The organism is Herbiconiux sp. VKM Ac-2851, assembly GCF_013205105.1.
Lineage (GTDB): Bacteria > Actinomycetota > Actinomycetes > Actinomycetales > Microbacteriaceae > Herbiconiux > Herbiconiux flava.
Genome location: NZ_JABMLJ010000005.1, coordinates 35,185 through 54,728 on the forward strand (window position 1 = coordinate 35,185; position 19,544 = coordinate 54,728).

General features: G+C 66.1%; 19 protein-coding genes. 10 read left to right on the forward strand and 9 right to left on the reverse strand.

The annotated features are described in order from the left end of the window. Positions 1–216 precede the first annotated feature (216 nt). The 4 genes from HQQ85_RS20125 to HQQ85_RS20140 form a co-directional block, all read right to left on the reverse strand. Positions 217–666 carry a hypothetical protein gene (locus HQQ85_RS20125; RefSeq protein WP_173184540.1) on the reverse strand — a complete coding sequence of 150 codons (450 nt, stop codon included), beginning with the start codon at positions 664–666 and terminating at the stop codon, positions 217–219. Between the two features lie 78 nt (positions 667–744). After that, complete coding sequence (locus HQQ85_RS20130; protein WP_173184542.1) at positions 745–1,182, reverse strand: DUF3846 domain-containing protein; 438 nt, start codon at positions 1,180–1,182, stop codon at positions 745–747. Between the two features lie 11 nt (positions 1,183–1,193). Next, positions 1,194–1,418 (reverse strand): hypothetical protein, encoded by a 225-nt coding sequence (locus tag HQQ85_RS20135; RefSeq protein WP_173184544.1) that lies wholly within the window; start codon positions 1,416–1,418, stop codon positions 1,194–1,196. 8 nt (positions 1,419–1,426) lie between these two features. Continuing rightward, a complete protein-coding gene (locus HQQ85_RS20140; RefSeq protein WP_173184546.1) occupies positions 1,427–1,666 on the reverse strand; it encodes a hypothetical protein in 240 nt (79 codons plus the stop codon). A gap of 628 nt (positions 1,667–2,294) precedes the next feature. On the opposite strand from HQQ85_RS20140, the gene HQQ85_RS20145 reads away from it, so the two are divergent. Continuing rightward, complete coding sequence (locus HQQ85_RS20145; RefSeq protein WP_173184548.1) at positions 2,295–2,486, forward strand: hypothetical protein; 192 nt, start codon at positions 2,295–2,297, stop codon at positions 2,484–2,486. After that, positions 2,483–3,406, forward strand: a complete 924-nt coding sequence (locus HQQ85_RS20150; RefSeq protein WP_173184550.1) for a replication protein RepA — start codon at positions 2,483–2,485, stop codon at positions 3,404–3,406. Before HQQ85_RS20145 ends, HQQ85_RS20150 begins: the two co-directional genes overlap by 4 nt. A gap of 650 nt (positions 3,407–4,056) precedes the next feature. On the opposite strand, the gene HQQ85_RS20155 is transcribed toward HQQ85_RS20150, so the two are convergent. The 5 genes from HQQ85_RS20155 to HQQ85_RS21260 all read right to left on the reverse strand — a co-directional run bounded on the left by HQQ85_RS20155 (position 4,057) and on the right by HQQ85_RS21260 (position 10,444). Further along, positions 4,057–5,802, reverse strand: coding sequence for a GntR family transcriptional regulator (locus HQQ85_RS20155; RefSeq protein WP_254069628.1), 1,746 nt, complete (start codon positions 5,800–5,802; stop codon positions 4,057–4,059). A 1,022-nt stretch (positions 5,803–6,824) separates the two neighbouring features. Continuing rightward, a complete protein-coding gene (locus tag HQQ85_RS20160) occupies positions 6,825–7,211 on the reverse strand; it encodes a helix-turn-helix domain-containing protein (protein WP_173184554.1) in 387 nt (128 codons plus the stop codon). A 264-nt stretch (positions 7,212–7,475) separates the two neighbouring features. Next, the gene (locus HQQ85_RS20165; RefSeq protein WP_173184556.1) at positions 7,476–8,603 is read right to left on the reverse strand and encodes a M23 family metallopeptidase; all 1,128 of its coding nucleotides are present in this window, start codon (positions 8,601–8,603) and stop codon (positions 7,476–7,478) included. A gap of 3 nt (positions 8,604–8,606) precedes the next feature. Further along, positions 8,607–9,110, reverse strand: a complete 504-nt coding sequence (locus tag HQQ85_RS20170) for a hypothetical protein (RefSeq protein WP_173184558.1) — start codon at positions 9,108–9,110, stop codon at positions 8,607–8,609. Continuing rightward, positions 9,107–10,444 carry a MinD/ParA family protein gene (locus tag HQQ85_RS21260; protein ID WP_371741988.1) on the reverse strand — a complete coding sequence of 446 codons (1,338 nt, stop codon included), beginning with the start codon at positions 10,442–10,444 and terminating at the stop codon, positions 9,107–9,109. Before HQQ85_RS21260 ends, HQQ85_RS20170 begins: the two co-directional genes overlap by 4 nt. Positions 10,445–10,596: 152 nt before the next feature. Between HQQ85_RS21260 and HQQ85_RS20180 the strand changes: the two genes are divergently transcribed. From HQQ85_RS20180 to HQQ85_RS20215, 8 genes are all read left to right on the forward strand, one after another. Further along, positions 10,597–11,217 (forward strand): DUF6668 family protein, encoded by a 621-nt coding sequence (locus tag HQQ85_RS20180; protein ID WP_173184561.1) that lies wholly within the window; start codon positions 10,597–10,599, stop codon positions 11,215–11,217. Positions 11,218–11,330: 113 nt separating this feature from the next. Beyond that, on the forward strand, positions 11,331–11,531 hold the full coding sequence (locus HQQ85_RS20185) for a hypothetical protein (protein WP_216851941.1): 201 nt from the start codon (positions 11,331–11,333) through the stop codon (positions 11,529–11,531). A 31-nt stretch (positions 11,532–11,562) separates the two neighbouring features. After that, positions 11,563–12,279 (forward strand): hypothetical protein, encoded by a 717-nt coding sequence (locus HQQ85_RS20190; protein WP_173184562.1) that lies wholly within the window; start codon positions 11,563–11,565, stop codon positions 12,277–12,279. Then, positions 12,264–13,907, forward strand: a complete 1,644-nt coding sequence (locus HQQ85_RS20195; RefSeq protein ID WP_173184563.1) for a hypothetical protein — start codon at positions 12,264–12,266, stop codon at positions 13,905–13,907. The genes HQQ85_RS20190 and HQQ85_RS20195 overlap by 16 nt, the downstream gene beginning before the upstream one ends. 12 nt (positions 13,908–13,919) lie before the next feature. Then, positions 13,920–15,422 carry an SCO6880 family protein gene (locus tag HQQ85_RS20200; protein ID WP_173184564.1) on the forward strand — a complete coding sequence of 501 codons (1,503 nt, stop codon included), beginning with the start codon at positions 13,920–13,922 and terminating at the stop codon, positions 15,420–15,422. After that, complete coding sequence (locus HQQ85_RS20205; RefSeq protein WP_254069630.1) at positions 15,422–17,092, forward strand: ATP/GTP-binding protein; 1,671 nt, start codon at positions 15,422–15,424, stop codon at positions 17,090–17,092. Before HQQ85_RS20200 ends, HQQ85_RS20205 begins: the two co-directional genes overlap by 1 nt. Next, on the forward strand, positions 17,089–18,906 hold the full coding sequence (locus tag HQQ85_RS20210; protein ID WP_173184565.1) for a type IV secretory system conjugative DNA transfer family protein: 1,818 nt from the start codon (positions 17,089–17,091) through the stop codon (positions 18,904–18,906). Before HQQ85_RS20205 ends, HQQ85_RS20210 begins: the two co-directional genes overlap by 4 nt. Continuing rightward, entirely contained in the window at positions 18,899–19,336 is a 438-nt protein-coding gene (locus HQQ85_RS20215) for a DUF4913 domain-containing protein (RefSeq protein WP_173184566.1), read from the forward strand. The genes HQQ85_RS20210 and HQQ85_RS20215 overlap by 8 nt, the downstream gene beginning before the upstream one ends. Positions 19,337–19,544 lie beyond the last annotated feature (208 nt).

Genomic DNA, 19,544 nt, shown 5'->3' on the forward strand with positions numbered 1-19,544 from the left:
GGCCGACCGTATGCTGCCGAAGGCTTCACGGCAAAAAAATGGTCATCTCCGATGGCAACAGTCGGCCGGTGCGCCGGTCGTCCTTTAGCCGGCGCGGGCTCCGTCCCGTGCCGGCGGCGATCTGAGCTGGACCGGGCGCACGCAAGCGCGATCAGCGTGCCCTGAGTAGCTCGGCGCGCTGGTCGCGCTCAGTCGGTGGGTGGGTGGCCGCCTTGGCTAGTCGAGTACCTCGCAGTCGAGGCAGATCGGGGCGAGTACGGTTCCGCCGAGACGGTGCAACATGCCGTTCGACGGACAGAAGAGCTCTCGGGTTCGCACTTGCACGAGACCCTGGGCTGGCCACGTTTCGTTTTGGGTCAGCTCACCCGCGTGCTCGTGGTCGGGGTCCTCGTGAAGGTCCCATTCGACGCGCTCCCACGCGAGCACGATGAGGTAGGCGTGCGCGTACTCGTCGCCGTAGTCCTCGAATTCCCCGGCGCCGGGTTTGCCGTAGCCGGTGCCGCGTTCGGGGAGGTAGCAGGAATCGGTGACGTACCGGTAGGTGGTGGCCTGGTCGGGGAGGTCGCTGGCAAGCATCCACTCTTCACGGATGCACTGGGCTTGGATCAGGTCGACGGCGGCCGCGACCTTCGGGGGAAGCGGGATGGTGGGCGGTTCGGTGGTCATGGGGCCCTCCTCGGGGCTGGTGGTATGCGTGTGGAGGGTGCGGGGCCGGCCTCCGTGGCGGCCCCGCACCCGGGCTGGTCAGATCGACCGGAGCATGGCGATGATCGGCAGGAACGCCGGGTGCACGCTCAGTGTGGCCACCACGGCGTCGACGACCTCGGAGGAGGGCTTCTGCCCGATGGCGTCGGTGACGGCCTGGGCCTGCTCGTCGCTGAGTCCCTGGGTATCGCCCTCGGCGTCGGCGGTCAGCGCGAGGGCGGAGCCGAACAGGGCGGCGGAGTGCCCGAGCGCGTGGGCGATGATCGTCAGCGGCAGGTTAAACGGCGCCCCGTTGATCGCGCCCTCATCGTCCACGTACAGGTCGATGCCGTCGCGGCAGCGAACCACGTCGAAGTTTCGTGCGCCGATCGCCTGCTGAATCGCTTTCCACGTCTGGTCGGCTGGCACGGCGACATGCTGCAGCTGGTCGGCTTCGATAAGGATGCCCCGGTGGGTGGCGGTGTCGGTGGTGGTCATGGTGTCTCTCCTCAGTGGTCGAAAGTGGTGGGTTCGGTGACGGTGTAGCCGGGGAAGATTCCGTCGGCCATCAGCGCGAGCTCCTCGATGGTGGAGTTCATGGCGTCGTGCTCGTCGAACGGGATCAGGCCGGAGGCCCAGTTGGCGCCGTGCTGCTTGTCGAGCCACTTGGAAGCCAGCTCGACGTCGGTTGCGGCGGTGATGGTGTCGCCGTCTGGTGTGGTGAGGATCAGCACGGCGCCTCCTAGTTTTCGGGGAGGGTGAATCCGTGGGTGCCCTCGAAGTAGGCCCGGGCCGTGGGGTTGGTCTTGATCGCCGCCCATGCCTCGGGGGACACGACGTAGGCCGGGTCGCCGTCGGCATCGGTGAACGCGACGGCGGTGCGCGCGTCGAGCACGGTTCCGGCCACGGGGCAGGTGATGACCCGCCCCACGAGATAGGCGACCATGTGGCCGCGCACGATGTTTTCAAGGGTTGTGCTCATGGGTTCTCTCTCCCTCAACCGATTTTTTTGCCTGTCTGGCAAGCGCAGCGATTGAGAGCGGACGGCCCGTAGCGCGCGCCGATTCGGGCGAAATAAGCCCGTCAGGGCGCGTCCGAATCGGTGGGCACGAAGGGCCGGGAGCGAACTATCGTGAAGTGGCCAGACAGACGGAAAAATGACGACGAGGCAGTGCCGCCGCGGGCGGCTCCATTCCGGCCAGGGCAGTGCGCCGGCGGCGCCGGCGTTCCTTCTACGGCTCCCTACTGGTCTGCTTTCGTTCTAATACCAGGGTGAAACTGTTCTGATATCGGGCGGAGGGTCCGGCCTCCGTGCCGGGGCCGGGGGAGTGGTCCCGGCGTGACAGTAGTGGGGGACTGCCACGCCGGGGGTCGGCTACTCCTCGAATTCGTGGAAGTCATCGCCGCGCCGAGCAGGCTGCGGCGGGTGACGCTCAGCCCGTCGAGGTCGAGCCGGTCGACGAGGACGACACCGAGGGGATTGACCGGTCAGCATGTCCTTCGTGGCCCGGACCTCGCTTCGACGCGCCGCGGTTGAATCCGCTCGAACGGGATGATGGCCGCCAGAGTTGATAGCACGCTAGCGTGCTATCAACTCTTGTGGAGGAACGATGACAGCGATCGACAGCAGGCCCCCAAAGAAGCGTGATGTCGCTGTTCAATTGAACACTCGCGTGTCGCTTGATTACCGCGAGTTGCTGGACGAGGTGGTGGCCCGTGAGGGAATCAGCTTGCGGGCGGCGGTCGAAACCGCTATTCGAACCACGTGGGGGAGCGGGGCGCAGAAGGCGGATCCGTCGTGAGCGCCATCGAACCGGCGGTCCCCCGAATTCCGCGCGACCGCCTGAAGGCTCTGAATTTCGCTGCAGCTCAAGAGCAGGACGACAGCAATCCCCTCGTGGGCTACAGCGCCCGTGTATGGGCTCAAGTATCTCTGCCGTACCGCGACCCGGGCGACGTTCCGTATTGGACTCGGAAGAACGGCGATGTCGAGCTGACGATGCGTCCTGCTCTTCTGTCGAATCCGGACGGCTCGAAGTACGAAGGATTCGCGTACGGGTTGCTGCCACGACATGCGCTCACCTGGATCGCGACTGAGGCGGTCCGCACGCAGAGCCCGGTGCTTCAGCTGGGCTCGAGCATGAATACGTTCATGCAGAAGATCGGGCTGGCTAAGGGCGGCCGCGATGCGAAGCGGCTCACCGAGCAGCTGCAGCGCTTGTTCGGTTCGCAGCTGTTCGTGCGTGGGCTGGCGATGAACGAGAGCGGCCGCGGGGAGATGGTGAAGTACTTCCAGATCGCCGACACCGTCCAGTTGTGGTTCTCGAAAGAAGTCGGTGACGAGAACAAGGGATTGTGGTCATCGTCGGTGACCTTATCGGAGTCGTTCTACCGGTCGATCGTTGATGCGCCGGTTCCAGTGCATCTGGAGGCGATGCGAGCGTTGGGTTCGTCACCGATGCGGCTCGATATCTATTTATGGGCGACGTACCGGGTGTTCACCCTGACGCGTCCGGCGAAGATTCGCTGGACAGAGCTGAATGATCAGTTCGGTGGCCAGTACGGGTCAATACGTCAGTTCAAGGCGGCTTTCATAAAGAATTTGCACGAAGTGAAACTGGTGTATCCCGAGTTGAACGTCGAGGTGACTCAGGAGTTTCTGGTGCTACGCCCTTCGCGCCCGCATATTCCGCCGACAAAGCGAAGAGTGGAGCTGCTTTAGTCCTCGGCAAACGGCGGCGATGCTGCTGAACATGTCACTAGGTACCCAGGGTGAGCCCCGTCACTAACTACCCACTCGTCGTCACCAGTTACCCACCCGTCAGCTTCTGTTACGAGTCCACATTTGCGCCGTGAGGCCCTCAAGGGGCGCTCGGCGTTCAGGATGATGCAAAGCAGGGTCTAAGGGCCCTGAGACGGCCTGCGATGGGCAGTTGGCAGATTCTATGTCGAGGCGTCAGGTCGCAGATGCGATGTAAGTTGCAGACTCTCTGTCGCTCAAGCTCAGGGATCGGAGCCCCTCGGTTCGAGGCCCACTGTCACCAATCACCCACGGTGATGTCACGACTTACCCACGGCTTCGTCACCCAATACCCACGTCTGTCACCAAATACCCACGGTATTAGCGGGGGGTGTCTGGTGACGTTGAGGGGTCGAAATACACACCTTCGTCTGCGTTACCAGATACCCACGATCTGCTGGCAGACTGCGTCACCAACTACCCATAGCTGGATGCTTGAGCAGGCGATCGCCGACCTTGCTCCTTCGCGTCATCAAATGCCCACGATATAGAGCCCGGCGGCTGTGGGTACTTGGTGACGGCTGATTGAGCGGCAGGTCTAGCTGCTGGGAAGCGCTGCAGCCGCGTTTGGCCTAGGCAACGTCGCCCAACGTCCAGCGGCTCCCTGGTCGGAGGTAGCCGGCCTCGACGTAGTGTCGCGCCTCCCTATGGTTGGCTAGACCGTCGGCGGACCGTGGGTATCTGGGCCAGGTCCGCTCTCCAAAGCCGTCGTCGCGGAACAATGGTCTGGCTGACACGTGGGGACGGGTGGCGCGTTGCCGGGGGCTGCTGTGCATCGTGTCGTATTCTGCGAGCCACCATGCCCACACTTCCCGCTCGAGAGCGTACCGTCGAGCGCGAGCCGCCAACGTTCCCAGTACTCCGATCGCGCGTGCCGCCGCGTCGCGGAGATCTCGAACTGACCTCACCCAGCCACTTCCCCGTTTGATGACCAGCCGTGAGTGCCTGAGACGGCTGAGAGCTGTCGCGGCCGTTCGTCTGTCTAGCCCAAGCAAACGGGCGGCTCCATCGACTGTGATCGCGTCTACCTGATCGCGGAGCTCCGCGTAGACGCGACCCGCGGTGTGACCATAGCCAGCTCGCGTGAAGAGGTCGTGCCGGCCGTCAGTGAGGAGGTGGGTGAGCTTGTCGAGAATGACCGTGCGAAGGCTGAAGAGTTGGCCCGGGGGGCGGGGGTTCTTAGGTGGTTGTGACCGGACTTTGTCGGATGGTGTGGAAAAGTCCGGGGTAACCCTGAATTCGCGCGCGTTGGGACCATCTGCAGTTCGGACGGTCTCGATCCATCCGTCTGCGGTGAGAGTTGCGAGGGCGCGGTTGACTGTGGTGCGGCCGATGCCGGCGAGCAGGGCGAGGTCGCGGATTGAGGCACCGACGGTCGTTTTGCCGGTGTGCACGCTGAGGTAGGTCAGAGCGAGAAGGACGGAACGTTCGCTGACGGCCGCTTCGGTGCGTCCCCATCGGCCGGGGCTTGCGCTCAGGCGCTGCAGGAGCGCCTGAGCGGTAGCCATGATGGTGTCGAGCTGGGTGAGGTCGTTGATTCGGGTGTCGGCCGGCAGGCTGCTGCGGAACGATGCGATTTCCTGCGCCTTGACCCATTGCCGGTGGAGGCGCTCTGTGGCTTCTCGGGTTGCTCGTGGGCGACGCGTTCCGCGGCCGGTGTTCTTAGTGCGGTAGTGCTCCATGCCGGGGGCGGTGCGGGCGGCGTGCTCGATGTCACTGGTGGTCCAGCCGGCCGTTGCAGCGGCCAGGAGGCACATGAATCCAGTCCAGGAGGGATTGCTGCCACCTCGGACGGTGGCCATGTGGGATTGGCCCCAGGCGGTGAGTTTTCGATGGGGCCTGTGGTCATTGGTGGGTCCCGAGGGGCTGCTCTGTTCGGTCCTGGTGTTGGGGGCGGTGTCCTCGAGGGCTGCTGTGAGTGCTGTGAGCGCTGCACGCTCGGCGGTAGCGTCAAGAAGGCTGTCGATGGCGCCTCGAAGGACTCTGGAGTGGCTTCCGTTGCGGTGGGGCGATAGGGGCGGTCGGGCGGCGCCTTCGCGGGCGTTAAGGAGCATGCCGTGGTCGAGGCTTCGGTAGTGGGCGCGGGCGGCGGTTGCCAGGGCGGCGGTTGCGCGGGCAGGGAGGCCGCCTTGGGGGGCGATCCAGATGTGCCGGCCGCCGGACGCGGACGATTCGCAGACCAGGTGCGGGATGTTGTGGGTGGTAAGGAGGGTGCTGAGGGCGTCGCAGTCATCGGCTGCGGTCTCGGGTTCGTCGATCTTGGCATCGAAGTCGAAGCAGAGAAGCCGGAATGTGCCCTGCTCGTCGGCGAGTCTCATGCACCAGGGGGTACTGGGTATATGCGGGCTTAGGCGGTGCAGGTGGGGGTATTCGTTGGCGTGGAGCTGGCCGTCGGCTTCGCGGACCATAATGCGGACTTGGTCGCGGGGGCTGACCTTGCGGGTCAGCTGCCAGGCGGTGAGGGTATCTTGTGACGGGTGGGTATTTGGTGACACACCGCCCGGCTGTGCAGCATTATTTGGGGGTTGGCGCGTTACGATGGGGTTACCTCCACTCCGGTGGGTGGGTACGGCAATGGCCCGGATATGATCCGGTCTTTGCTGGTAGATCGGCCGCGGTACCTGTTCGGGTCGCCAAACTTTTCGCAGGTTCGTGGCTGAGAGGCTTTGGCCCGTCGCTTTGCGGCGGGCCGCTTCTTGTTAAGCGGCTGTGACGCGGGCCTCCTTGGGTAGGGGGCGCACGCGGTCGGTTGCCGCTGCGAGCTGTAGGACGTGGGTATTTGGTGACACGCCGGTGTTGCCGCTGTGCTCAGTTGTGGCGGAGCCTACAATCCTGAACATAGAGAGACCTCCCGTGAGGGTTGGTTGATCTGGTTGAGCTCGAGCCATCGTGCCTGGAAGCTGGTTGGTTCGAGCTTGTTATTGGGAGATGCCCGTCGCGGTTGCGGCGGGCTCTTTCGTTTAAGCCACCTCTGAGATCGGCAACTCCTGGTAGCGGGGCACGATGGGGGACTGGGGGGCGAGCTCGGCCATGCCGACCTCGCGGGCGAGGACCGAGGCGATGTAGTCGTTGACGCTCATCCCTCGGGCTTCGGCTTTTTCGCGGACAGCTTCGCCGAGGGGGGTGGCGACACGGGAGATGAGTGCTTGGCGGTCGCCTTTACTTTGCCGGCCGCCTCGGTATCGCTGGCTAGTCATGGCATTGAATCTATGGGCGTTAAGAATCAGATTCTGTGAGGGCGGCCGGTGTGTCGACGGTTTTCTGAATCTGATTCTTAATCGCTTGGGCGCGCTCGAGCCGCACGAGTCAACTGTCCACCGTTGAGGAGTCGCAGTTCCGGTTAGGGGGCTGAGGTCGACTTCTGGTTGCTGTAGTCGTGCAGGGCCTGTCGCAGCTGCGATTTTTGGACGACCCAGCGGCTTCCGACGTGGAAGGCGGGAATCACGCCAGATTCCATCCACCGGTAGACGGTTGGTTTGGACTTCGAGAATAAGGTCATGAGGTCGCGGTAGGTGAGCTCGTCGTTGAGGCTCTGTAGCACGTCCACTTGCGGGACGGGGGTCTGGGGGGCACGGCTGTTGGTGGTGGCAAGCCAGGCGCGCACTTCGTCCCGGAAGATCACCCAACTGCGCTCGATTTGGTAGGCGGGGATGACTCCGTTGGACAGCCGGGTGAAGACGGTGACGCGTCCCACGCTGAGGATCTTGGCTACCTGTACGGTCGTCAAGGTTGGCGGATAGGACGCCCAGTAGGCGTCTTCCTCGTCGGCGGGGGGCGGGTGTGTCATGAGTCGTCCGGTCTCGGTTGTAGGAGATGCGGTCAGAGTTGTGGCACAGCTGACGTTCGTCCATGGCGTGGCCAGGTCGTGGCTCGTATTGAGTATCATCCCAGGATCGGTTCTCGGGCGCCCGGTCCGAAACGCACTTTTGGACACATCGTCCCAACTGTGGACTGCGTGCAGGCCGCGGGCTGATGCTTTCGGTTCTTCTCATCAGTAGTTCCTTGTGCAGCTGTCGGCGGGGCATAGCTCGACACCGAAGAGGGCGAAGAACTTCTCTGGGTCGATGAATCCGGCGACGGGTGCGCCGAGCGTCTCTGAGGTGGGCAGGGTGGCCACCTGGGGGTCGGTGTTCCCATCGACGTTGATGCGGATATCGAGGTGGCAGCCGGTTGAGGGGCCTTCGTTGCCGGTGAGGGCGATTTGCTGGCCAGCGGTCACGGCGTCGCCTACCTTCACGGTGACATCGGCGAGGTCCATGTGCAGGTAGGAGACGGTGTAGCCGGCGGGGGACTTGATGGACACCTGGTAGCCCTCGACGAGCGCTACGGTGCCGTTCTCGATCGAGTAGATGGGGTCTTTGCAGTTGCCGGGCCAGTGCTGGAGGTCATCGGCGGCGTGCCAGCTGGATGCGCCGCCTGTGGGTGCTCCGCGGGGGCCGAAGTCGTCGGTCATGTTGAAGCCGGGGGAGAGGGGCAGCACGACGCTGCCGCTGGCGCATCCGGTGCCGGTGGGGCCTCCCGAGAGCGCGGACACGATGGCGTCGGCTGGCTCGAAGAACGGTGCGTAGTAGAACGGGTCTGCGTTGCCCTGGATCTTGTGGATGGTGAGGGTGGGTTCGAGGTTCTGCCAGTCGGCCACGCCGACGAGCCGCTGGAAGAACGACGTGGCGGCGTAGGTCGGGTCCATGGCCTGCTCTCGCGTGCCCCAGGTGCCTAGGCACCACTGTTGCTGGAAGAGCCCCACCGAGCAGGTGGGGGTGCCGTCCGGGTTGGTGACGCCGTTGCCCTCGTCGCCGTAGTCGAGGTTCACGAGCGTGCTCTCACCGATGGCCGTCATGACGCCGATGACCTGCGCTTTACGGTCGAGGCCGAGCGCGGAGGCGGCGTTCATGATGTACGCGGCGTTCTTGAGCTGGTCGCCCTGGAATCCAGCGACCGGCTCGGTGGGCACCTTCTCGGGGTCGATCGCGTTCGCGGCCGCGGCCGCGGCCGCGGCGCACGATGCAGCTGCGCCGCCTCCGGTGAACACGAGCACGACGAGCAGGAAGAGCGTGGCGAGCACGATGAGGGGTGCGCCGATGAAGATCAGCGCCTCCGTGCCCTTGCTCTGCTCCTCCATGGGCTACGCCTGCGCGGGCCGGATTCGGTCAGCGAGCCACGGCGCATCCGGGCCGGTACGGCTCAGGCTCACGTTGTAGGGGCCGGCGTCGGTGGGAACCTCGACAATCAGCGCCACCTCCGTGGAGCCGTCGAGGATCTTGCCGGCGCCGGTGACCTGGTGCACGGGCACCTTCGCCGGGTCGGTGCCCTCGTAGGCGGCCGCACCGGCCTGGCTCATCAGCGGGTAGAGGTTGTTCATCCACGTCTCCGGGTCAAGCGTCGGCTGCGCGAACGTGGCGACCACTTTCTCGGCTGCAGTGAGCGCCGATTTTTGGCTGTCGTCGCCGGCCTCGGGTACGGGGATGACTGTGGCGTCGTCGACGGGCGGCGTGGGGTTGGGGCTCGTGGACGCGTTCGGCGCCGCGGTGATGGTGCTGGTTGACCTCGTGTTGTCCACGGGGTCTGCGACGCATCCGGTGAGGGCGAGCGCTGCGATCAGGGGCAGCGCTGCGGCGGCGCGGTTCACAGGCCGTCCGCCACCGTGGCGGTGACCTGGAGCCACGCTTCTCGGGTGGCCGGCGCCAGGGCGTCGAAGTTCAGAGTGCCGCCGTCGACCAGCGCGTCGTCCTGGGGCACGTGGTGCACGGCGCGGGTGAGCGAGTGGAAGTGCGAGTCGAGGCGGCGGACGAGCTGCGGATCGGCCACTTTCGAGGGGGAGGCGAGCACGGTGACGGCGTTGCGCACCTTGTCCTCGTGGCCCTTCTCGTAGAGGCCGTCGACGAGCCAGGCGGCTGAGTTGGCGGTGTCCTCGCGGATGGTGGAGACGATGACCACCTGGTCGGCGGCGGCGAGGGCGGCTTCCCAGTTCGAGGCGCGCATGTTGTTGCCGGTGTCAACGACGATGACGCGGTAGAAGCGGCTGAGGGTCTGGTGTAGGTTCTCGAAGGCGCCGGCGTCGATCGTGCTCGAGGCGGCTGCGTCCTCGTCGGAGGCGAGTACGTCGAACTGGGTGGGGTTCTGGGCCCGCACGTAGTTGTCGAGGTCGCCGACCCGGGCGTTGCGAATGTCGTTGAAGCGGTCGAGATCTCGCAGGAGGTCAACGGCCGTGTTCTGGTGGCGGGCCGGCTGGGCGCGCCACCCGAGCGTGCCTCGCGTCTCGTTGTTGTCCCAGGCGAGCACGGAGCCGCCACGGTGGATGCCGAACGTGGCCGACAGGAGCATGGTCGAGGTCGTCTTGTGCGCCCCGCCCTTGGGGTTAATGACAACGATCGTGCGCGGGCCGCTGAGGCTGCGCGAGACGCGCTCGATGGCGGCGCGGTGGGCGAGCTCGAAAGCACCGGGGGCGGGTCTAATGAGACCGCCGGTGAGTTTGCGGACTGCGCTTTGCCAGCCCGTCGTCGCCGGCCCGATTGGGGCGGGCGGGCGGGACTGCAGAAGGTCATCAAGTGTTGGCCGCGGCCGACGCACAGCCATCTGTGACGTTGGGGACTCCAATGCCGCCCGTGAAATGTCGGCGTGTGCCAATGTGGGCGCCCCGGTCGGCTCTACGGCTCCAGCGGTGTCCAGTCCCGACAGGGGTTCGATGTGTCCGTCAGGGTGCACTGCAAGGTCTTGTTCGCCGAACGGGTCACGTGTGTGAAGCCGGACGGGGCGCCCGAATTCGATCGCCGTTGCGGTAACGAGAGCCACGATCTCCGCACGGACGGCAGAGTCCGTTGCGCCTGAGACATCCTGCACGTGCCCGTTGACGGAGACGGTCCCAGTTGCGTCAGCTTTCACTGTGGCCTCGATCTTGGGGAAGGTCGGAACGGGGAGGTTCATGGGTTCGAGCGTAACCGAACATAGGCATATGCGTATCATTGCGTGCGGTTGGGTTTGCTTCAGGTAATGTGAGTGTCGCGCCTCGGAGCACCCCTCAACGGGGGGTGTTAGGTCATGTTCTACCAGTGTCGAGATTGATGCAAGGAACACGAGCTTCGTCAAATCAAGTCTCAAATGCGAAGGGGGTCATCTTGCCGACTGGAAATCCGTGGCTTGCTGATCAGGATCAAGCGACAGAAAACGGCGGGCCATCAGGGCAGGCACTGAGCCCGCAGAGCACCCGAACCGGGGTGTCGTCTCCGCAGCCGGGTATTCGCACACCGAACGTGGTAGATCGCCTGCCGCGCCGTGATGTGGTGTGGCCCGCCACGATTTGGTGGCTGGGTGCGCACGGGGGCGCGGGGGAGTCGACCCTCGCGACGCTCGCCGCTGGTTCTCGCCCGGCTGGGCACGCGTGGCCGATCCCGATTACGCCGGGCACGATGCATCGTGTGGTGCTGGTGGCGCGCAGCAACTACGCCGGTATCAGCGCTGCACGCCTCGCCGCCACCGAATGGGCGTCCAGCGCTTTGAGTGACGGGATTGACCTAGCCGGACTCGTGGTCATTGCTGACGCTCCCGGCCGTATCCCGAAGCCACTGCGTGACTTCGAGCGAATTGTTGCCGGCGGGGTACCGCACATGTGGCGTCTGCCGTGGATCGATGCCTGGCGCGTCGGCCCAGTTGATTCTCGCTCGCCACTGCCTAAAGAGTTCCGCCAGCTGTTCTCCGATCTTCAGATCACAACCTCGAGCACTCCTGCTCACCACTGAAAGGACATGCCTTGTCTCTCTCGCTCGTAGCTGCACACGTGCTCACCGCGGCCGGCCAGTACCCCAGCTTGCTGCCCGATCCTGACCCGGTAGCGCCTCCCGGATTCGAGGGCGTGGCCACAATCCTCAGCTGGGCCAAGTGGGTCGGCCTGATCGCCGCCATCCTCGCTCTGATCGCCGTGGCCGTGATGTTTATGTTCAACTCCCGCCGCGGTGAGGGCGGCGAGCACATCAAGACCTTCGTGGCCATCCTGATCGGCGTGATGATCATCGGCGCCGCGACCGCCCTCGTCGGATTCCTCTCCGGTTCATAGACCACCGCACCTCTGCCGAAGGAAAACACGAATGAGCAGCACCGAGACCAAAAGCCCGTTCAGGAGCCGCGGATTCATCGCCGCGGCCGTCGTGGTCGGGATCATCGTCCTGGCCGGAATCATCGCGCTCGTCACGTCACTCACCCGCGGCGGCGACCCAGTGACCACCGCAGCGCCGACAGCTGCGGCGAGCACCGAACCAAGCTCGGCAGATGCCAGCGTCTGCGGCCTGGAGGGGTTCGAGGAAGAGAGCAGCCTGACCACTGCGCCCGAGAACGAGTGGGAGCTCGTGGGCACAATGGCGGCGCCCGCTGAAGGGTCGGACGCTGGCCCGGGGGAGGTCGATGGCACGTTCCGCTCCTGCTACGCCCATACGGCCGAGGGAGCGCTGTTCGCTGTCGTCGGCTACGTGGCTGTGAGTTCGGACGCACGGAACGCATCACGGCTTTACGAGCTGCTGGCTGCCGGCGACGTCCGTGACGAACTGGAGGCCACCCCCCAGGAGGGCGAACCGTCCACGGAGCGGTTGCAGGTGGCTGGCTTCAAGGTGAACAGCTACACGGCCGAAGAGGCGACCATCGACGTGGCCTGGTCCTCCACCACGCAACAGGGCGCGCTGATCAGCCTGCCGATGGTGGTGCGGTGGGAGGACGGTGACTGGAGACTGCTCATTTCCGACGCGGGACTCCCGTACGCGCCGACGCAGATCCAGAACCTCGGAGGCTACATCCCGTGGGCGGGGGTCTGATTTTGGCGGCTAAGCCCAGCCCATGCGATAACCCGCTCTACGTCGCAACGCACTTTCAGGAGTGCGCGTCGAGCGGTGTCGGCGACATCATCTCGCAGGCGTCGAATGACGCCGTGCAGGAGCTGATGAACCGTGTGCTGGAGGGGCTGGGGAAGGCTCTGGCGAGTATCGGGACGATGTGGGTCAACGTGCCCACGCCGGTGCTGACCGCCGGCAACGGCACGGGCGTGCTCCCCACGAACAACCCCGGCTCCGAACAGTTCTCGACGATCCTCTCGTACGTGACGTTCATCGGCTTGGCGATCGCCATCCTGTCGATCGTCGCTCTCGGTGCCCTCATCACGTTGCAGTCGCGGCGCGGCGAGGGCATCCGCAACGCCGGCAAGCTCGGCGTGATCTTCATCGCCGTCCTGCTCATCTCCGGCGCATCTGCTGTCGTCGGCGGGTTGCTCTCTGCGAGGGCTCCGGAAGGGTCGTCATCGACGGTCGGGTTTCTGCAGAATGCGCTCTGGTACTGGGTGGGCGGCCTGGCGATCCTGTCTGTGATCATCGCCGGCGTGCGGATGGTGTGGGAACAGCGCGCGCAGCCGGGCAAGGACCTGATCCAGTCGCTCGTTACTCTCGTGGTGGTCTCCGGCACCGGCCTCGGCATCATCATCCTCGCGACGACGGCGGCCGACGAGTTCTCGGTGTGGATTCTTCAAGGCTCGACCGGGTGCGACGTGTCTGCGGCCGGTAGCCAGTGCTTCGGGACGAACATGGCCGCGCTGATCACGTTGACCTCCACGTCGCCTATCGGCGTGATCGGCGTGCTCATCCTCGGCTCGATCGCGCTGCTGATGACCTACGTGCAAGTTGCCCTGATGGTCATCCGAGGTGGCCTGCTCGTGGTGCTCGCGGGCGCGTTGCCGTTGACGGCGAGCTTCACCAACACGCAGATGGGCAAGCAGTGGTTCGGGAAGATGATCGGCTGGACGCTCGCCTTCATCCTCTACAAGCCTGCGGCCGCGTTGATCTACGCGGCCGCGTTCAGTCTCGCCGGCACAGGCGCCTTTCAAGAAGACGGTGGCGGCATCTACTCGATCCTCACCGGCCTCGCACTCATGCTTATGGCGCTGATCGCACTGCCGGCGCTGATGAAGTTCGTTGCGCCGATGACGGGAGCGACGGCCGGTGGCGGTGCCGCGGGCGCAGCCCTTGCCGGTGCCGCCGCACTGGCCGGAGGCGAGGTCGCCAGCGGAGCCGTCCGCACGATGAGCAGCTCCGGTAACAGCGGCGGAGGGGTCGGCGGTGGCGGCGGCAACGCTGATGCGAGCCCCAGCGGAGCAACCACGGCGGGCAGGGGTAGTCGCGCGCCGGTCCCGTCACCTGCTGGCGCAGGTGCCAGCGCCGGAGCCGGCGGCGGCGCCGCGAGCGCCGGGGCATCAGGTGGGGGTGCTGCTGCGGGCGCAGGCGCGGGTGCCGCTGCGGGCGGTGCTGCTGCGGGCGCGGGTGCCGGCACCGCTGCGGCTGGGCCCGCTGCCCCGGTTGTGATAGGGGCACAGATGGTCAAGGAGCGAGCCAAGGCCGTAGGTGATGCCGCTCAAGGTGCGGTCCAGTCGGCCGCGGATGATTCAACGGGAGCATAGGGAGTTCGTGCGATGACAACGACAGATGGTGCGCCCCCGGCGTACGGGAATTGGACCAAGCCCAAGACGGCCGGGCTGCTCGGCCTGGGGACGATCGGAACCGCGATCCTGTTCTTCGGGGCGGGGTTCAGTGTGATCGTGACGATGGTTTCGACCATCGTCAACGGTCTGCTCACCGCTCTGGTGTTCGGGCTGTTTCTTCTGACGGTTTCCGTCAAGGACAAGCACGGTCAGAGTCTGCTGATGCGGGCCACAACACGGGTGGGATGGATGGCTACGAAGAGCAAGGGATCGAACATCTATCGGTCGGGGCCGCTTGGCCGCGCCGAGTGGGGTACGACGCAGCTGCCCGGCCTGGCCGCGGGGTCGCGGCTGACCGAGTGGCGCGACAGCTACAACCGGCCGTTCGCGCTGGTGCAGGTGCCGAACACGTCGGACTTCACGGTCGTCATTGGCACCGAGCCGGATGGTGCCGCGCTTGTCGACCGCGAGCAGGTTGATGTGTGGGTGGCCGAGTGGGGTATGTGGCTGGCCAACCTCGGGGATGAGCCCGGCATCGAGGCGGTGTCGGTGACGGTCGAGACGGCACCTGACACCGGTACAAGGCTGCGACGCGAGGTGAGTTCGCGCATTGACCCGAACGCCCCCGAGTTCGCCAGGAGCATCCTCAACGACCTGGTGGAGCATTACCCGGCCGGATCGGCCACAATCAAGGCGTACGTGGCCATCACGTTCAACGCGGCCGCGCGGGCCGGTGGCAAGAAGCGCACCCCGGACGAGATGGGGCGTGAGCTCGCCTCACGGCTTCCCGGCCTCACTCAAGGGCTCTCCGCCACCGGCGCCGGGGCGACGCACCCGCTGAGCGCCCAGGAGCTCTGCGAGGTCATCCGCGTGGCCTACGACCCCGCGGCCGCCCGGCTGATCGATGACGCCAACGCGGCGGGCGAGCCTCCCGAGCTGTACTGGCCAGAGGTCGGGCCGACCGCTCATCAGGCCAACTGGGACACCTACCGGCACGACTCCGCGCTGTCGGTGACGTGGATGATGAGCGGCGGCCCGCGCGGCAACGTGCCGTCGAGCATCCTGGCCAGGCTGCTCGCACCTCACCGCGACGTCGCCCGGAAGCGGATCACGCTGCTGTACCGCCCGATCGACGCGGCCAAGGCGGCCGCGCTCGTCGAGGCGGATGCGCGTGCGGCGATGTTCAACCTCCAGTCCTCGAATAAGCCCACTGCTCGGAGCGTTACCGCGACGAAGTATGCACTGGCGACCGCTCAGGAGGAGGCGTCCGGGGCGGGACTGGTGAACTTCGGCATGCTCGTCACCGCTACGGTGACGGATGCCGCGCAGGAGGCCGACGCGAAAGCGGCGATCGACAGCCTGTCGGCCACCGCACGGCTGCGGCTGCGCGTCGTCCACGGCTCGCAGGACTCCGCATTCGCGGCGGCACTGCCGCTCGGCTTGGTGCTGCCGAAGCATCTCCGCATCCCCACTGAGGTCAGGGAGCAGCTGTAATGCCCGCGATCGACAACACCCGTCGCAAGATCCGCGCGTCGAAGCCGAAGGAACTCGCGCCCGCCAAGCCGTCGAAGGCCGACCGCGAACGGGAGAAAAAGCCCGCAGTGAAGCGGCCCGGGCCTCGCGGGTGGCTGGGTCGTGCTCGAGGTGAGGCGTCCGTCATCCAGCCCGTCGACGAGTGGCGCGGAACCACCGTGCAGGTCTGCGGTCTGCACCCGTTCTCGGTTGGCACGGGAACTCCGATGATCGGTGTTCCGTTGGGGTTGCAGCTGTTCACGGGCGCGACCGTGTGCGCCGACCCGATTTCGTGGTTCCAGGACGCCGGACTCATCTCCAACCCCTCGGTGTTCGTCCTCGGCCTTCCCGGCCTGGGCAAGTCGACCCTGATCCGCCGCATGGCCGCGGGCGGTGCCGGGCTCGGTAATCTGCCCCTGGTGCTGGGTGATCTGAAACCCGACTACGTGGACATGATCAAGGCCCTTGGCGGCCAGGTCATCACCCTTGGCCGCGGCCGCGGCCACCTCAACATCCTCGACCCCGGCGAAGCCACAGCGGCCGCCAAGCGGCTGCGAGCTGCCGGCAAGGAGAAAGAGCGAGCGATTGTCCTAGCGGACGCGCACGGGCGCCGGCACACGATGGTGTCGGCGCTGCTGACGATCCTGCGGAAGAACCCACCCTCCGCCCGCGAAGAGGCGATCATCGACCGGGCGCTGAAAGTGCTCGACGAGCGGGCGGCCGGCGTCCCCGTGCTCGGTGACCTGCTGGCGGTCATCCAGGAGGCCCCGCCCGAAGTGCGCGCGGTCGCTCTCGACCGTGGCGACGACGACCGCTACCGGCGCATCACCGAAGAGCTGGAAGCGTCGCTGATCAGCCTCACCACGGGCGGCCGCCTGGGAGAGACATTCGCCCACCACACCGATGTGCCGATGATGCGCGACCGCCCCGTGGTCTACGACGTGTCCTCGATCGACGACTCCGACACCGACATGCAGGCCGCGATCCTGCTCGCCTGCTGGTCTGCCGGCTTCGGCACGGTCAACATCGCGAACGCCCTCGCTGACGCCGGGCTGGAGCCGCGGCGCCACTACCTCGTGGTGCTCGACGAGCTGTGGCGTGCCCTCCGTGCCGGTCAGGGCATGGTCGATCGCGTCGACGCGCTCACCCGCCTCAATCGGCAGCGCGGCGTCGGCCTGGCCATGATTTCCCACACCATGAGCGACCTGCTCGCCCTGCCCACCGAATCCGACCGGATGAAAGCGCGCGGCTTCGTCGAGCGCAGCGGCATGGTCATCGCGGGCGGTCTGCCCGGCGCGGAGATGCCCATGCTGACCAGCGCCGTCCCGCTGTCACGAGCAGAGCAGGAGCTGCTGGCCTCATGGCAGGACCCGGGCGCCTGGGACACCGGCGCGGGCCGCGAGGCCGAGCCTCCCGGGCGCGGCAAGTTCCTGATCAAGGTCGGTGGCCACCCGGGCATCCCCGTGAAGGTCGAGCTCATCGAAGCGGAGCGCGCGATCAACGACACGAACAAGCTCTGGCACCCGGCCGATTCGTTCCCTGAGCCTGACGAGTCCAACCCGGTGATCGGCTTGGACAGCGCCGACGAGGTGGAACGCGAATTCGAGGCGGAAGTGCCCGGGGCTGCTCGAGCAGAGGAAGGCGCAGCATGAGCACCTCGAACCGGCGCCGCGCACCCGGGCTCGAAGGATCGACGATCCTGCTCCTGGTGGGGCTAACGCTGGCGGTGCTCGTTCTCGGCACGGTGTGGGCTGCAGTGACGTGGGGGTCGAAGCTCGACGGCGTGAATCCCGACCTCAGCGGCGACCCGTTCGAGCTGTTCTTCGGAGTTCTCCGCGGCAAGGTCACCTGGCCAGGGTCGGCCACGTGGATCGCGGTGGCGGCCGCGGCGGTCATCGTCGCTCTGGGCATTCTGCTGTGGGTGGCGATCGCCCGCTCCCGATCCAAGTGGACCCGGGTCGATGAGGCCGCCCGGTTCATGGGCAAGGGGAAGGATCTCGCCTCGCTGTCGGCCAAGAACGCACGCGCCACGGCGCAGCGCCTCGGCGTCGACGGCTGGATCGGCGTCACGATCGGCGTCACCATCGTGGGCAAGCAGAAGCTCTACGCCTCCGCGGAGGACATGATCGTCATGGTGGCCGGCCCCCGGGTCGGCAAATCGACGTCGTACGTCATCCCGGCGATCGTCGACGCTCCCGGCGCCGTCGTCACGACATCGAACAAGCGCGACGTCGTGGACGCCACCCGCGACGTGCGGGCCGCGGACGGGTCGACCGTCTGGGTGTTCGATCCGCAGGGCATCGCGCGGGAGGAACCGACCTGGTGGTGGAATCCGCTGTCCTACGTCACCGACGACACCCGTGCCGCGCGCCTGGCCGCGCACTTCGCGTCGTCGACGATGACGGGCGGAGCGTCCGAGAACTCGTCCTACTTCAACCGTGCCGGCGAGAACCTGCTCGCCGGCTTCCTGCTCGCGGCCGCCCTCGATGGGCGACCGATCACGCAGATATTCACCTGGACGACACGGCCCGGCGAAATCGAGCCCGTGAAGATCCTCGAGCGCCACGGCTTCATCGGCATGGCCGACGCCGTGGCAGGCGAGGTGAACGGCGAGCCGAAGCGCCGCGACAGCGTGTACGGAACCGCGGCGCGAATGGTGGACTGCTTGAAGATCGGCAAGATAGCCAGGTGGGTGACCGCCCTCGGTGGAGACTCGGCCGCCGACCCGCGGCCGCAGTTCTCGCCGGAGGCCTTCGTGCGGAGCCGGGACACCCTTTACAGCCTGTCGATGGAGGGCCAGGGCTCGGCCGGCCCGCTCGTGACCGCGCTGACCGCGATCACTGTGGAGGCTGCCGAAGAGCTGGCCACCACTCAGCGAGGCGGCCGCCTGTCGGTGCCGATGCTCGGCGTGCTGGATGAGGCAGCCAACGTCTGCCGGTGGCGCAACCTGCCGGACCTGTACTCGCACTACGGCTCACGCGGCATCGTCCTAATGACCATCCTGCAGTCGTGGTCACAGGGCGTCGAGGTGTGGGGCCGAGAGGGCATGCGCAAGCTGTGGTCCGCATCGAATGTGAAGGTCTATGGCGGCGGTGTCGCGGAGACGGAGTTCCTTGGCGAGCTGTCGCAGCTGGTGGGCGACTACGACAAGCACACATCGTCGACGTCGGTCGGGCAAGGCCATCGGTCGACGTCGCATGAGATCCACCGGGAGCGCACTCTCGACGTGTCCGAGCTCAGCGGAATGCCCCGCGGCCGCGCCGTGGTGTTCGCATCGGGTGCGCCCGCTACGCTCATCGAAACTGTGCCGTGGATGCGCGGTCCCCATGCCGACTCGGTTCGGGCGTCGATCGCCGCGCACGATCCAGCTGGCGCCGGGGTAGCGGCAACGCCGACGCCGGTCGACCAGGCAGTTCAGGCCTGGGTTGAGGCTGGTACAGCGAGGGACGGGGAGCGGGATGACTGACTACGACGACGACCTCGACGCTGCAGAAGGTGACGATTCCGAGGTCGACGAGAGCGCCGACGCCGATGCAGGCCTCTTCTTCGGCTCTGTTGACGAGTTCGTGCGTGAGCAGCTGATCGAGGAATACCGGCGCGTCGTGGGGCCCAGCGGGCGCGCACACCGACGTTGGGCTGCGGACTGGTGGAGATATCCGGAAGCCGTCTCACGTCTCGAGGCAATTTGGCGTGCATGGGAGCATCTGCGACAAGATGGCGCCACCGGTTCAAGCGTGTGGTGGCGCGATCACCTCGACCCACACATGGCTGTATTGATGGACGTCGAGGGTCCATTCGCGGAATCGAAGGATCAGAACGACCCGGGGGAGAAGCTGCCCTACAACGCCCCGCCCCCGGGCCTGTTCCCGGATGTTCGTGCGGCGGCTCAGCGGTGAGTAGCGACGACAAGTACACCGCAAGTGCCGAGCGAGTGTTCGGAGACGCCGTGGTTTCCGTGTCGGTGTACCCGGGCGTGCCTCACGCACGCGTGTCCGGCGATTACATCAGCGTCGACCGACCCAGCCACGGGTTTGACCTCGACTTGGCTTAACGACGGGGCCTCTCAAGTTGCCTCGACGAGCTGCCGGACGAACGTTTCGCGTG

Coding starts and splice junctions, on each gene's coding strand:
- HQQ85_RS20205 (WP_254069630.1), top strand. CDS start 15,422: ATGCCCGCGATCGACAACACCCGTCGCAAGATCCGCGCGTCGAAGCCG.
- HQQ85_RS20210 (WP_173184565.1), top strand. CDS start 17,089: ATGAGCACCTCGAACCGGCGCCGCGCACCCGGGCTCGAAGGATCGACG.
- HQQ85_RS20145 (WP_173184548.1), top strand. CDS start 2,295: ATGACAGCGATCGACAGCAGGCCCCCAAAGAAGCGTGATGTCGCTGTT.
- HQQ85_RS20125 (WP_173184540.1), bottom strand. CDS start 666: ATGACCACCGAACCGCCCACCATCCCGCTTCCCCCGAAGGTCGCGGCC.
- HQQ85_RS20140 (WP_173184546.1), bottom strand. CDS start 1,666: ATGAGCACAACCCTTGAAAACATCGTGCGCGGCCACATGGTCGCCTAT.
- HQQ85_RS20155 (WP_254069628.1), bottom strand. CDS start 5,802: ATGAGACTCGCCGACGAGCAGGGCACATTCCGGCTTCTCTGCTTCGAC.
- HQQ85_RS20165 (WP_173184556.1), bottom strand. CDS start 8,603: ATGGAGGAGCAGAGCAAGGGCACGGAGGCGCTGATCTTCATCGGCGCA.
- HQQ85_RS20200 (WP_173184564.1), top strand. CDS start 13,920: ATGACAACGACAGATGGTGCGCCCCCGGCGTACGGGAATTGGACCAAG.
- HQQ85_RS20190 (WP_173184562.1), top strand. CDS start 11,563: ATGAGCAGCACCGAGACCAAAAGCCCGTTCAGGAGCCGCGGATTCATC.
- HQQ85_RS20215 (WP_173184566.1), top strand. CDS start 18,899: ATGACTGACTACGACGACGACCTCGACGCTGCAGAAGGTGACGATTCC.
- HQQ85_RS21260 (WP_371741988.1), bottom strand. CDS start 10,444: ATGATACGCATATGCCTATGTTCGGTTACGCTCGAACCCATGAACCTC.
- HQQ85_RS20130 (WP_173184542.1), bottom strand. CDS start 1,182: ATGACCACCACCGACACCGCCACCCACCGGGGCATCCTTATCGAAGCC.